The organism is Nguyenibacter sp. L1, assembly GCF_035199985.1.
In the GTDB taxonomy this organism is placed as follows: Bacteria; Pseudomonadota; Alphaproteobacteria; order Acetobacterales; family Acetobacteraceae; genus Gluconacetobacter; species Gluconacetobacter vanlangensis.
Window position 1 is genome coordinate 131,866 of sequence record NZ_CP127015.1, and the last position, 13,459, is coordinate 145,324.

Sequence of the window (13,459 nt, forward strand, 5' to 3'; positions counted from 1 at the left end):
TGCCGGGCCGCCGGGCGGATGGTCAAGTGCGCCGTGTCCGCCGTCGGAGCGGGGGACGTCGTCCATCGACCCTGTCTTCGGAGCATGACCCTGAGCCTTTCCGTTCTTGCGGCGTTGTTGCAGGTCGTACTGATCGACGTGACGCTGGCCGGCGACAATGCCGTGGTGATCGGCCTGGCGGTGCGCGGCCTGCCGCGCGCCCAGCAGCGGCGGGCCATCCTGGCGGGGGTGGTCGCGGCGGCGCTGATTCGCGTTGCGCTGGCGCTGGTGGCCGTGCAGCTTCTGGCGATCATCGGCCTGACCCTGGCGGGGGGAATCCTGCTGTTGTGGGTCTGCTGGAAGATGTACCGCGAGCTGCGGCGGCCGGAGCACGCGGACCATGGGCGGGCCGCGGGCCCGAAGGCGCTGCGGGCGGCGATCGTGCGGATCGTGGTGGCCGATTTGTCGATGAGCCTGGACAATGTGCTGGCGGTGGCCGGCGCGGCCGGCCGGCATATGGGCGTGCTGATCGCCGGGCTGGCGATTTCGGTGCTGATGATGGCGGTGGCGGCGTCGCTGATCGCGCGGCTGCTGGAACGCTATCGCTGGATTGCCTGGGTCGGGCTGCTGATCGTGCTGGGGGTCGCGGTGGAACTGATCGTCAAGGGTGGAGGCGAGGTATGGCGGTCGGTCGTCTGAAGCGGCTGGCATGGGGGGCGGCCTGGCTGGCGGGCCTGCTGTGCGTGCCGGCGGCGGGCCGGGCGGAGAGCGCGCATGCGGAGAGCGTGCAATCTGGTCATGCGGAGAGCGTGCAGTTCGATACCAGGCGGGCGGAGCCGGGGGACGCGTTGCCCGACGGGGTGCGGGCGGACGTGGCGGCGCGGCTGGAGACCTGGCTGCGGCTGGTTTCGCCCGAGGGGCGTGGCGAGAGCGGCGGCCCGGAGGGCGGCGATGTCGGGGTGTATCTGTCATTCCTGGCGGACGCGCCGGACTGGCCGCGCCGGCAGGTCGTGATGAGCCGGCTGCAGCATGCGATGGCCGGCGCGCCGCCGGGCGATGCGGACATGGTCCGGGCCTGCGCGCTGCCGGGAGTGATCTATGCCCCGGCCCTGGCGGCCTGCGCGCGGCAGGTGGGCCAGGGAGTGGGCTCAGGAGTGGGCAAGAACCTGGCGGTGCGGGCGCGGCTGGCCTGGGTGAACGGGAACGACACGCTGGAGGACGAGGCGGCGCTGCTGTCCGTCTTCGGGCCGGCGCTGACGCCCGACGACCAGTGGCGGCGTTTCGAGCGGCAGGAGATGCAGGGGCGGCTGGAGGCGGCGCGGCGCCAGGCGTCGCGGCTGGACCCCGGGCGGCAGGCGCTGGCGGAGGCGCGGCTGGCGCTGCGGGCCGGCGCGCCCGACGCCCCTGCCCTGCTGGCCCGGGTGCCGGTGGCGCTGCGGGACGATCCGGGGCTGGTGCTGGACCGGATGCGCCGGCTGCGGCGGACGGGGGCGCTGGATGAGGCGTGCGCGCTGTGGCGCAGCGCGGGAGCGGCGGCGGAACGGGCCGGCGGGGCGGCGTCCCTTTTGCCGGAGGCTCTCTGGGCGGGGGCCTTCTGGAGCGAGCGGGACGCGCTGGCGCATGACCTGCTGCTGGCCGGGCGGGACCGCGATGCGCTGGCGGTGGCGCGCCCGACCGACGACCTGGCGCCGCCCGACCGGGATACGGCGCGGTTCCTGGCCGGGTGGATCCTGCTGCGGCGCCTGCATGACCCGTCGGGGGCGGAGGCCGCGTTCCGCGCCCTGTCCGGTGCGCGGGCGCTGATCATGCGCAGCCGGGGGCTGTACTGGACCGGCCGTGCCCAGGCGGATGCGGGCGACATGCGGGGCGCGCGGGCGAGCTGGGTCGCGGCGGCGGCGTTTCCCGGCACCTTCTACGGACAGATGGCGGCGTCGCGGCTGGCGGGGGACACGGCCAGCCCGCTGCTGTTTCCCGACCGGTCGGGCCTGCTGCTGCGGGACTGGCTGAAGGCGGCGGAGACGCCGGCGTCGGGACTGGCTGAAGGCGGGAGCCGGGCGGAGGCGGCGCGATTCGCGGACAGCGACCTGGTGCAGGCGGCGCGCCTGCTGGCGGCGCGTCACGACCTGGTTCATGCGCGCGATTTCCTGCTGGCGCAGGACGCGCGGCCGGGCGGGGCGGCGGCGCATGCGCTGGGCGCGGCCCTGGCCTTGCGGCTGGGCATGCCCGATGTCGCGGTGATGATCGCCCGGCGGGCGGGACGCGAGGGCGTGGCGTTGCTGACCCTTGGCTGGCCGGCGCCGCTGTCGCCGCCCGAGACCGACCTGCCGGCGGGTTTCCTGCTGGCGGTGATCCGGCAGGAAAGCGGGTTCGATCCCGCCATCGTCAGCCCGGCCGGCGCCTATGGGCTGATGCAGCTTCTGCCGGCGGCGGCGCGCGACGTGTCGCGCCAGGCGCGGCTGGCCACCGGCCCGCTGACCGGCGCCAGCCTGACCGATCCGGACCTGAACATGAAGATCGGCAGCGCGTACCTGGCGCGGCTGATGCAGAAACTCGGCGGGTCGGTGCCCTATGTGCTGGCGGCGTACAATGCGGGGCCGCATCGGACGGACCAGTGGCTGGACATGCTGGGCGATCCGGCGCGCACGCGGCCGACGGCGGATGCGATGCTGGCCACGGATGCGATGCTGGACTGGATCGAGAGCATTCCGTACGCCGAGACCCGGGGCTATATCCAGCGGGTGGAGGAAAACATGGCGATCTATCAGGCATTTGCGGCCGCCCGGTCAGGGGGTTCTGATTCTGGGATTGCCGATTCCGTGGCGGCCGATTCCGCCGATGCCGGGATCGGGGCTGGAGGCGGCCGGTGAGCGTTGCCCGGCTGGTCGCGAGTTTCGGCGGGTGCGGATTTTCGCCCCTGGCGCCCGGCACCGTGGGGTCGCTGGCCGCGCTGGCCTGCGGGCTGCTGCTGGTCGGTCATCCGCTGGTCCTGGGGGCGGCGATCCTGGCCTGTTGCGCCGTCGGCTATCTGGCGACCGCGCGGGTCAGCGGCGGCGAGGATTTCGGCTGGATCGTGATCGACGAGGTGGCGGGGATGTGGATCGCGCTGATGCCGCTGGCGCTGGGCGCCGGGCGGGTCGATCCGTGGCATCCGGACCGGATCGGCATCTTGTGGCTGTTGCTGGCGTTTCTGCTGTTCCGCCTGTTCGACATCACCAAGCCGGGGCCGGTCGGCTGGTTCGACCGGCGGCACGATGCGCTGGGGATCATGGGCGACGATGTGGTGGCGGGCGTGCTGGCGGCGGGGGGGCTGACCCTGCTGCGCTATCTGGTCGCGCTGTAACCGGGTTCCGGGCGGCCCTGGCTGTCGGGCCCGGATGACGGATCATCGAGGGAGCTGGAGCATGGACATGGTGCTGGACGCGGCGGTGCTGGCGCAGGCGGCCCGGATCCTGGCGGTGCTGGGGGATGCGGGGCTGCGCGTGGTGACGGCCGAGAGCTGTACCGGCGGGCTGGTCGCCGGGGCGCTGACGCAGCATGGCGGATCGTCCGACATGGTCGAGGGCGGGTTCGTGACCTATTCCAACGACATGAAGATGGCCGTGCTGGGCGTGCCGCGCATGCTGCTGGAGCGCCATGGCGCGGTCAGCGCCGAAGTGGCCGGGGTGATGGCCGAGGGCGCGCTGGCCCGCGCGGAGAAGGCCGACATCGCGGTGGCGATTACCGGCATTGCCGGCCCGGGTGGCGGATCGGCGGCCAAGCCGGTCGGGCTGGTCTGGTTCGGCGTGGCCGCCCGCCGGGGCGGCACCCGCGTGGTGTCCGGCCGGTTCGACGGGGACCGGGGAGCGGTGCGGCGCCAGGCGGTGGCGCGGGCGCTGGAGCTGGTCGGAGATTGTGCGGCGTCGTGGGGGAGCGTGCGGCCGGACGTCTGATACCAATCCACTTGAGACATTGACCGTTTGGAAGACAGGTCGGGCTCTGCCCGAACCCGGCAGGGGTCACGGACCCCTGCACCCCATTACCCCCAGTTATATTGATAAATAACCGGTTTCCAAAGGCACCGCCTTTGGCGGGGTTCGGGGCAGCGCCCCGAAAAAGAGAGAACGAGACGATTGATCATAACACGCGCTGGTATGAGCCGGGCGTCTGATCCGGGCGGCGCGTGATGGCGCGGTGCCAGGGCGGGTGTTTTGGGGCGCGTCAGGCGGCGGCCTGTGTCTCGGGCGGTGCGGTGTCGAGCGGGGCGATGTCCGGCGCGATGAGCCTGCGCCAGACCAGCGCGCCGAGCGCGGCCCCGGCCAGGGGGGCGAGCCAGAAGAGCCAGAGCTGGCCCAGGGCCCCGGTCTGCGCGAAGAAGGCCACGGCGGTGGAGCGGGCCGGATTGACCGACGTGTTGGTGACCGGGATCGACACCAGGTGGATCACGGTGAGGGCGAGCCCGATGGCCAGGGGCGCGACGCCCACGGGGGCCGTGTCGGCGGTGGCGCCCAGGATCACGAGGACGAAGAAGCCGGTCAGCGTGACCTCGCACACCAGGGCGGAGAACAGGCCGTAATGGCCGGGCGACAATGCGCCATAGCCGTTCGACGCGAAGCCGCCCGCCGCGAAATCGGGAGCGCCGGACGCGATGACATAGAGGATGATCGCCCCGGCGAGGCCGCCGAAGACCTGGGCGACCCAGTACGGCACCAGGTCGGTCCAGGCGATGCGCCCGGCGACCGCGAGGCCGAGCGTGACGGCCGGGTTGAAATGGCCGCCGGAGATGCCGCCGACGGCATAGGCCATGGTCAGCACCGTGAGCCCGAAGGCCAGGGCGACGCCGAGGAAACCGATGCCGTGAAGCGGAAAGGCGGCGGCGAGGACGGCGCTGCCGCACCCCCCGAGCACGAGCCAGAACGTACCGAAAAACTCGGCGGCGAGTCTTCTGACCATTGGCCCCTCCTTGCGGTTTTTTCTTTTGTCGGAGCGTCTTCGGCGGCGTGCGCCACGGCCCTTTATCGCCGGATGATCGCGCGAGTTCCCGCGACACTTACCGCCGGGCTGCTGCAATGACGGCCGGCGCGCGCGGCACGGGGCGGGCCGCGCGTGGCCGCCCCGTGACCGGACCGGCCGGGTGGCCAGCCGAGCGGATCGACCGGCCGGACGATCGGCCAAACAATCGACCGCACGATCGACCGGGCAATCGGGTCAAATCATAGTCCGGGCGAACCGGTCGCGGCGCCGGGCCTGCTGAGCCTGTCCGGGCCAGCCGGTGTCAGTGGCCCAACGTGGGGCCCAACGTGGGGCCCGCCGGGGAGCCCGCCGGGGAGCCCCATCGAGGGGCTCATTGGGGGGCCGTCGGGGGCGGCATGGCGGGGGCGGCCGCGGCGGGGGGTGCGGTTTCGCCCGTGCCGGCCGGGACGGAGGGCGTGGCGGCGGGGGGCGTTTCCGGCGCGGAAGGCTGCATGCCCGCGCGGGCCTTGGCGAGGCTTTGCTTGTTCAGGTCCTCGGTCGTGGCGGACCCTTTCGTCATTTTGGAGCCCGTATGGCCCCCCATATGGCCTTTATGGTGGTGGTGCGCGGCGTAGGCCGGGGCGGTGGCCAGCATCGCCGAGGCGATGATCGCGGCGCCGGTGGACATCTTCATCAGACTTGCTCCTTTATCTGGGATGCGCCTGGCAGGGGGGACGGGCGGACCAGGCGCGTGGCGTCACGATGGCCTCCGCCTTCCCTGCGCTGGCCATCCCGGCGCCGACGGACACGCAACGCCGGTCAGATGCCAGGAGTTCCAGCGGGTTGCGCGCGAGGCGATTGGCCGAGCGCCGCCTGGCCGGCGGGCGGGCCGTAGACGTCGCGGGCGCGGCGGATGAAAGCCGAGACCATCAGGCGCACCGCCTCGTTGAACACCACGCCGATCGCGGCCTGGAGCAGGCGGGAATGGAATTCGAAATCGACGAAGAAATCGACCAGGCAGCCCCGTTCGTCGGGCGTGAAGGTCCAGACATTGTTCAGATAGCGGAAGGGCCCCTTTTCGTAGCGCACGCCGATGCGTCCGGGACGGTCGAGGGTCACGCGGCTGGTGAAGCTCTCGCGGAACGGGCCGAAGCCGATCGTCAGGTCCGCGACCAGTTCGGTGGCCGTCTGGGTGCGGACCCGCGCATTGACGCACCAGGGCAGGAAGAGCGGGTATTTGCCGACATCGGCCACCAGGTCGAATAATTGTTCCGCCGAATAGGCGATGAGGCGGCGTTCCGCGTGGGTCGGCATCAGGAGGGCTCCGCCCTGGAATCCTGGTCGGAGACCGCGCCGCCGCCCAGGCGCGCCGCGCGTGCGGCGCGCAGTTCGGCGAAGTCGGAATCGGCGTGGTAGGAGGAACGGGTCAGCGGCGAGGCGCTGACCTGCAGGAAGCCCTTGGCGCGGGCCATGGCCGCGTAGTCGGCGAATTCGTCGGGCGTGACGAAATGCCGCACGGCGGCATGCTTGGCCGTCGGCTGCAGATACTGCCCCATCGTGATGAAATCGACGTCGGCGACGCGCAGATCGTCCATGACCTGCAGGATTTCGGGCCGTTCCTCGCCCAGTCCGACCATCAGGCCGGATTTGGTGAAGATCGACGGATCGAGGCGCTTGACGTCGTCGAGCAGGCGCAGCGACTGGTAATAGCGCGCGCCCGGCCGGATGGAGGGATAGAGCCGCGGCACGGTTTCGAGATTATGGTTGAACACGTCGGGCCGCGCGGCCACCACGACGTCGAGGGCGCCGGGCTTGCGCAGGAAATCGGGGGTGAGGATTTCGATCGTGGTGCCGGGCGACGCGGCGCGGATCGCCGTGATGACGCGGGCGAAATGACGGGCCCCGCCATCGGGCAGGTCGTCGCGATCGACCGAGGTGACGACCACGTGGCGCAGCCCGAGCGTCGCGACAGCGTGGGCGACGCGGTCGGGCTCGCCGTCGTCGAGCGGGTTGGGCAGGCCGGTGGCGACGTTGCAGAAGGCGCAGGCGCGGGTGCAGATCTCGCCCATGATCATCATGGTGGCGTGGCGCTGCGACCAGCATTCGCCGATATTCGGGCAGGCCGCTTCCTCGCACACCGTGACCAGCTTCTGCTCGCGCATCAGGGCCCGGGTTTCGTGATAGACTGGATGGTTGGGCGCGCGGACCCTGATCCAGTCCGGCTTGCGCGCGATCGGGTTGTCGGGGCGGTGCGCCTTTTCGGGATGGCGGACGGGGGCGCCGCCCTTTCTATGGTCGATCAGCAGGCGCGTGGACATGGCGGCGGATCCCGGAGAACAACAGACAGCCAGAAGTGGAACGGCGCGGACGGGGCGTCAAGCGATCATGCCCCCTGCCCGCGTCGCGCCGATCACAAGCACCGGAGCCCTCGGCACCGAAGCCCTCGGCACCGAAGCCCTGGGCACCGGAGCCCTGGGCACCGGAGCCCCTGCCCCGCCGCGCGCGGCGCGGAGGCGACGCGGAAACGGGACCCGGGGACGAGGCGCTGGGACGAGGCGCAGGCCGGGGGAACGGATCAGATATGCAGCGCCCCGTCATAGGCCGCGAGCACGGCCTCGTGCATCGTCTCGGAGATGGTCGGATGCGGGAAGATGGTTTCCTTCAGCTCGGCCTCGGTCAGTTCGGAGGTCCGGGCGATGGCGTAGCCCTGGATCATTTCCGTGACTTCGGCGCCGATCATGTGCGCGCCCAGCAATTCGCCGGTCTCGGCGTCGAAGACGGTCTTGACCAGGCCCTCGGGCTCGCCCATCGCGATGGCCTTGCCGTTGCCGATGAAGGGGAAGCGCCCGACGCGGACCTTGCGCCCGGTCGCCTTCGCGCGGGCCTCGGTCAGGCCGACCGACGCGACCTGCGGGCTGCAATAGGTGCAGCCCGGGACGTTGGCCGGGTCGATCGGGTGGACGTGGCGGCCGGCTATGGCCTCGACGCACAGCACGCCCTCGTGGCTGGCCTTGTGCGCCAGCCAGGGCGGGCCGGCCAGGTCGCCGATCGCGTAGACGCCCGGCTCGCCGGTGCGGCAGTGGGAGTCGATCGTGACATGGGTGCGGTCGACCTGTACCGCGGTGCCTTCCAGGCCGAGATTTTCCACATTGCCGACGATGCCGACCGCCGAGATGACGCGGTCGACCGTGATCTCCTGCGTCTTGCCGCCGGCCTCGACCGAGAGGGTGACGCTGTCGGCGTTCTTGCGGATCGCGCCGATCTTGGCGCTGGTCAGGAGGGTCATGCCCTGCTTGGCGAATGCCTTGTGGGCCAGCGCGCTGATCTCCTCGTCCTCGACCGGCAGGATGCGGTCGAGCACTTCGACGACCGTCACCTCGGCGCCCATGTTGCGGTAGAAGGAGGCGAATTCGATGCCGATCGCGCCCGAGCCCACCACCAGCAGGCTCTTGGGCATGGCGGTGGGCACCATGGCCTCGCGATAGGACCAGATCAGCCTGCCGTCGGGTTCGAGCCCCGGCAGAATCCGGGCGCGGGCGCCCGTCGCCAGGATGACGTGCGGCGCGGTCAGAGTCGCGACCGGATTGCCGTCCTTGGTGATTGCGACCTTGCGGCGCGTGCCGTCCGTGCCGTCCAGCCTGCCGAACCCGTCGAAGACCGCGACCTTGTTCTTCTTGAGCAGGTGGGCGACGCCGGCCGAAAGCTGGCCCGCGACCTTGCGCGAGCGCTTGACCACCTTGTCGAGGTCGAAGCGGATATTGTCGGCGCTGAAGCCGAATTCGCCGAGATGATGCAGCAAATGGTTGATTTCGGAGGACCGCAGCAGCGCCTTGGTGGGGATGCAGCCCCAGTTGAGGCAGATGCCCCCGAGATGGTTGGCCTCGACCACCGCGGTGCTGAGGCCGAGCTGGGCGGCGCGGATCGCGGCGACATAGCCGCCGGGGCCGCCGCCGACGACGATGATGTCGAATTCTGTCTTGCTCATGAATCTAATCCCCGGAGCGGTGTGGCCGGGCCCGCGGGCCCGACCGCACGCCAGTATCCCGATTCCGAAATTCGCACGTGAACCCTGGAATCAAAAGGACACTGGAATCAATGTTCTAGTCTCCTGCCCTTCGGGCAGGACAAATATTCTAATCTCCTGCCCTTCGGGCAGGACGTGGGGCGCCTCATGATCGCGCGTCATGATTGCGCGTCGTGACGATGGGCGTCAGACCACCAGGCTGAGCGGCGATTCGACGATCGCGCGGAAGGCCGAGACCCATTCCGCGGCGAGCGCGCCATCGACCACGCGATGATCGACCGACAGGGTGACGGTCATCACCGTCGCGATCGCGACCGCGCCGCTCTTGACCACGGCGCGCTTCTCGCCGGCCGCGATCGCCAGGATGGCGGCCTGCGGCGGGTTGATGATGGCCGAGAATTCCTTGACCCCGAACATGCCCATGTTGGAGATCGAGAAGGAACCGCCCTGGAATTCCTGAGGCTTGAGCTTGCCGGCGCGGGCGCGGGCGATCAGGTCCCTGGCCTCGGCGCTGATCTCGCGCAGCGACTTGCGGTCGGCATTGCGCAGGATCGGCGTGATCAGCCCGTCGGGCACCGAGACGGCGATCGAGACGTCGACGTCGTCATAGAGGATCGTCGCGTCCTCGGTATAGGAGGCGTTGACCTTGGGCACGCGGCGCAGGGTCAGCGCCGCCGCCTTGATCAGCATGTCGTTGACCGACAGCTTGAAGGCGTCGGGGCCTTCGGCGGGGGATGCGGCGTTGAGCCGGGCGCGCAGGTCGAGCAGCGCATCGAGTTCGACATCCACCGCCACGTAGAAATGCGGAATGGTCGATTTGGCCTCGGTCAGCCGGCGGGCGATGACCTTGCGCATCGTCGAGTTCGGCACCGCCTGGTGCGGGGCGGTGATTTCGGCGGCAGATGGGACGGCCGGCGGGGCGGCAGGCGCGGGCTTGGCGGCCGCCGCCGGAATGGCGGGGGCGGCTTCGACGTCGCGCCGCACGATGCGGCCGTTCGGGCCGGTGCCGGTGATGCCGGCCAGGTCGATGCCCTTCTGCGCCGCGATGCGGCGGGCCAGGGGGGATGCGAAGATGCGCGCCCCGGCGGGCGCGGGAGAGATTGCGGCTGGTGCCGACGCCGGTGCTGCCGCCGGAGCCGGGGCGGACGGGGCCGAGGCGGCCGGCGCGGCGGGCGTTGCCGAAGCGGGCGTTGCCGGAGCGGGCGTTGCCGGAGCGGGCGCGGTTTCGGGGACGGCCTCGCCCTCGGCCACCAGGACGGCGATCGGGTCGTTGACCTTGACGCCTTCGGTGCCCTCGGTGACCAGGATGCGGCCGAGCGTGCCCTCGTCGACGGCTTCGACTTCCATCGTCGCCTTGTCGGTCTCGATCTCGGCGATCACGTCGCCGGACTGGATCGCGTCGCCTTCCTTCTTCAGCCAGCGGGCGAGCTTGCCCTCGGTCATGGTGGGCGACAAAGCGGGCATCAGGATATTCACGGACATCGTGCTGCTGCTCCTTCAGACCAGCTTGCGGACCGCATCCACCACCCAGGCCGGGTTGGGAAGGGCCAGTTTTTCAAGGTTGGCGGCGAAGGGCATCGGCACGTCCGCGCCCGCGACCCGGGCCGGCGGGGCGTCGAGATAGTCGAAGGCGTGTTCGATGACCTGCATCGAGACTTCCGCCCCGATGCCGGCGAAGGGCCAGCCTTCCTCGACGCAGACCAGGCGCGCGGTCTTCTTCACGCTTTCGACGATGGTCGCGGTATCCAGCGGCCGGATGGTGCGCAGATTGATCACCTCGGCCTCGATCCCCTGTTCGGCCAGGATGGCGGCGGCTTCGAGCGCCGTGCCGACCATGATCGAGAAGGCGACGATGGTGACGTCGCTGCCGGCGCGCTCGACCTTCGCGCGGCCGATCGGCAGGATGAAATCCTCGTCCACCGGGCAGGGGAATTTATGGCCGTAGAGGATTTCGTTTTCCAGCACCACGACCGGGTTCGGGTCGCGGATGGCGGCGCGCAGCAGGCCCTTGGCGTCGGCCGAGGACCAGGGGGCGACGACCTTGAGCCCCGGGACGTGGCCGTACCAACTGGCATAGCATTGCGAATGCTGGGCGCCGACGCGCGAGGCGGCGCCGTTCGGACCGCGGAAGACGATCGGGCACGAGACCTGGCCGCCCGACATGTAGCGGGTCTTGGCGGCGGAATTGATGATCTGGTCGATCGCCTGCATGGCGAAATTCATGGTCATGAATTCGACGATCGGCTTGAGCCCGGTGAAGGCCGCGCCCACCGCCATGCCGGTGAAGCCGTGTTCGGTGATCGGGGTATCGATCACCCGCTTCTCGCCGAATTCGTCGAGCAGGCCCTGCGAGACCTTGTACGCGCCCTGGTACTGGGCGACTTCCTCGCCGATCAGGAAGACGTCCGGGTCGCGGCGCAGTTCGGCGGCCATGGCGTCGCGCAGCGCCTCGCGCACCGTGATCTCGGTGGTTTCGCCCCATTCCTTCTCGGGCGCGGCGGCGGGGGCCGGCGGGGCGGCCAGGGAGGGGGCTTCGGGCGCACGGGCGGCGGGAGCCGGGGCCGGCTGGGAGGCCGGGGATGGCGCGGGAGCGGCGGCGCCGTTGGTCTTCAGCGTGGCGATCGGCGTGTTGACCGCGACGTTCTCGGTCCCTTCGGCCACCAGGATGTCACCCAGCGTGCCCTCGTCGACGGCCTCGACCTCCATCGTCGCCTTGTCGGTCTCGATCTCGGCGATCACGTCGCCGGCGGCGATCGGATCGCCGCTGTTCTTAAGCCAGCGCGCGAGCTTGCCCTCGGTCATGGTCGGCGAGAGGGCGGGCATCAGGATCTGTGTCGTCATGGGTTCAGCCCTCCACCAGCACGTCGGTCCACAATTCGGACGGATCGGGCTCGGGGCTGCCCTGCGCGAAATCGGCGGCGTCCACAACCACGGCCTTGACCTTGTCCTCGATCGATTTCAGTTCGTCCTCGGCGACGCCGAGGGCCAGCAATTCGTGCCGGACCCGGTCGATCGGGTCATGATGCTTGCGCATCTCGTCGACTTCGGTGCGGGGACGGTATTTGGCCGGGTCGGACATCGAGTGGCCGCGATAGCGGTAGGTCGACATCTCAAGCAGGAACGGGCCCTTGCCCTGCCGGCAGTGGGCGATCGCCTCGCGTGCCGCGTCGCGCACGGCCTCGACATCCATGCCGTCGACCTTGCGGCCCGGGATGCCCCAGGGTTCGCCGTTGCGCCACAATTCCTTGGACGCCGAAGCACGTTCGACGCTGGTGCCCATGCCGTACTGGTTGTTCTCGATCACGAAGACGCAGGGCAGCTTGTGCAGGGCGGCGAGGTTGAAGCTTTCATAGACCTGGCCCTGGTTGGACGCGCCCTCGCCGAAATAGGTGACCGAGACTTCGTCCGTGCCGCGATATTTGTTGGCGAAGGCCAGGCCGATGCCCAGCGAGACCTGGGCGCCGACGATGCCGTGGCCGCCATAGAAATGTTTTTCGGTCGAGAACATGTGCATCGACCCGCCCTTGCCGCGGGAATAGCCGCCCTCGCGCCCCGTCAGTTCGGCCATGACGCCGCGCGGATCCATGCCGGCCGCCAGCATCTGGCCGTGGTCGCGGTAGGAGGTGATGATCTTGTCGCCGTGCTTGAGTTCCATCTGCATGCCGACGACGACCGCTTCCTGGCCGATATAGAGGTGACAGAAGCCGCCGATCAGCCCCATGCCGTAGAGCTGGCCGGCCCGTTCCTCGAACCGGCGGATCAGCACCATGTCGTGGAAGGCGCGCTGCAGGTCGTCCTTGCCCATGGACGGCGCGTTGCGTCCGGCCTCGGTCTTGGGTTTGCGAATTTCGCCCATTCTGAAACGTTTCCCTCTTTATTGTTATGACGGAATTGTTAAGACGACGTGATCGTTATGACGGAGCCGATCGCGGGACCGGGTCACCGGCGGGCCGGGCGGGGCCCCGAGGCCGGTGAGCGGCCGCCGGCGTGCCGTCCGGGGGGTCGCGCGTCATTCCGTCTGTTTCGATAATGCGTCCGCCCCCGCTCTTTCATAGGGGCCGGAACGCCCGCCCGTCTTGCGCACCAGGCATATCGCCTCGATCGTCATGTCGCGGTCGACGGCCTTGCACATGTCGTAGAGGGTCAGCGCCGCCACGCTGACCGCGGTCAGAGCCTCCATTTCGACGCCGGTCTGTCCGGTGGTGCCGACATGGGCCGTGATCTCGACCCCTGCCCCGTCGGCGGTGGCCGCCAGTTCGACCCGGACCGAGGTCAGGGGCAGCGGATGGCAGAGCGGGACCAGGTCGGCGGTCTTCTTGGCCGCCATGATGCCGGCGATCCGCGAGACGGCGAGCACGTCGCCCTTAGGCACGCCGCCGGAAAGGATGAGGGCCAGGGTTTCGGGCCGCATCGTCACGCGGCCGCGGGCTGTGGCCTGGCGCGCGGTCGCCGGCTTGGCGGACACGTCCACCATCACGGCGTGGCCGCCGGCGTCGAGGTGGGAGAGTTCGGCCGCTGCCGCCATGT

At 70.1% G+C, this 13,459-nt stretch carries 13 protein-coding genes; 4 read left to right on the top strand and 9 right to left on the bottom strand.

The features are described 5' to 3' along the window. The first annotated feature begins 84 nt into the window (after window positions 1–84). The 4 genes from QN315_RS00595 (at window position 85) to QN315_RS00610 (ending at window position 3,908) form a co-directional block, all read left to right on the top strand. Window positions 85–678 carry a YjbE family putative metal transport protein gene (locus QN315_RS00595; protein ID WP_323991063.1) on the top strand — a complete coding sequence of 198 codons (594 nt, stop codon included), beginning with the start codon at window positions 85–87 and terminating at the stop codon, window positions 676–678. Beyond that, complete coding sequence (locus QN315_RS00600) at window positions 660–2,846, top strand: lytic transglycosylase domain-containing protein (RefSeq protein WP_323991064.1); 2,187 nt, start codon at window positions 660–662, stop codon at window positions 2,844–2,846. The genes QN315_RS00595 and QN315_RS00600 overlap by 19 nt, the downstream gene beginning before the upstream one ends. Further along, window positions 2,843–3,319 carry a phosphatidylglycerophosphatase A gene (locus QN315_RS00605; RefSeq protein WP_323991065.1) on the top strand — a complete coding sequence of 159 codons (477 nt, stop codon included), beginning with the start codon at window positions 2,843–2,845 and terminating at the stop codon, window positions 3,317–3,319. The genes QN315_RS00600 and QN315_RS00605 overlap by 4 nt, the downstream gene beginning before the upstream one ends. Before the next feature lie 61 nt (window positions 3,320–3,380). After that, on the top strand, window positions 3,381–3,908 hold the full coding sequence (locus QN315_RS00610) for a CinA family protein (protein WP_408904562.1): 528 nt from the start codon (window positions 3,381–3,383) through the stop codon (window positions 3,906–3,908). A gap of 268 nt (window positions 3,909–4,176) precedes the next feature. On the opposite strand, the gene aqpZ is transcribed toward QN315_RS00610, so the two are convergent. The 9 genes from aqpZ to moaC all read right to left on the bottom strand — a co-directional run bounded on the left by aqpZ (window position 4,177) and on the right by moaC (window position 13,457). Beyond that, a complete protein-coding gene (gene aqpZ / locus QN315_RS00615) occupies window positions 4,177–4,908 on the bottom strand; it encodes an aquaporin Z (protein ID WP_323991066.1) in 732 nt (243 codons plus the stop codon). 391 nt (window positions 4,909–5,299) lie between these two features. Further along, window positions 5,300–5,602, bottom strand: a complete 303-nt coding sequence (locus tag QN315_RS00620) for a hypothetical protein (protein WP_323991067.1) — start codon at window positions 5,600–5,602, stop codon at window positions 5,300–5,302. Between the two features lie 125 nt (window positions 5,603–5,727). Further along, entirely contained in the window at window positions 5,728–6,222 is a 495-nt protein-coding gene (locus QN315_RS00625; protein ID WP_323991068.1) for a type II toxin-antitoxin system RatA family toxin, read from the bottom strand. Beyond that, window positions 6,222–7,226 (bottom strand): lipoyl synthase, encoded by a 1,005-nt coding sequence (gene lipA, locus QN315_RS00630; protein WP_323991069.1) that lies wholly within the window; start codon window positions 7,224–7,226, stop codon window positions 6,222–6,224. Before lipA ends, QN315_RS00625 begins: the two co-directional genes overlap by 1 nt. A 257-nt stretch (window positions 7,227–7,483) precedes the next feature. After that, entirely contained in the window at window positions 7,484–8,893 is a 1,410-nt protein-coding gene (gene lpdA / locus QN315_RS00635) for a dihydrolipoyl dehydrogenase (RefSeq protein WP_323991070.1), read from the bottom strand. Between the two features lie 225 nt (window positions 8,894–9,118). Beyond that, entirely contained in the window at window positions 9,119–10,414 is a 1,296-nt protein-coding gene (locus QN315_RS00640) for a pyruvate dehydrogenase complex dihydrolipoamide acetyltransferase (RefSeq protein ID WP_323991071.1), read from the bottom strand. Between the two features lie 15 nt (window positions 10,415–10,429). Beyond that, window positions 10,430–11,773, bottom strand: coding sequence for a pyruvate dehydrogenase complex E1 component subunit beta (locus QN315_RS00645; RefSeq protein WP_323991072.1), 1,344 nt, complete (start codon window positions 11,771–11,773; stop codon window positions 10,430–10,432). A gap of 4 nt (window positions 11,774–11,777) precedes the next feature. Next, window positions 11,778–12,788: a pyruvate dehydrogenase (acetyl-transferring) E1 component subunit alpha gene (pdhA, locus tag QN315_RS00650; protein ID WP_323991073.1), complete on the bottom strand. Its 1,011-nt coding sequence runs from the start codon at window positions 12,786–12,788 to the stop codon at window positions 11,778–11,780. A 153-nt stretch (window positions 12,789–12,941) separates the two neighbouring features. Beyond that, entirely contained in the window at window positions 12,942–13,457 is a 516-nt protein-coding gene (gene moaC / locus QN315_RS00655) for a cyclic pyranopterin monophosphate synthase MoaC (RefSeq protein WP_323991074.1), read from the bottom strand. Between the last annotated feature and the right edge of the window lie 2 nt (window positions 13,458–13,459).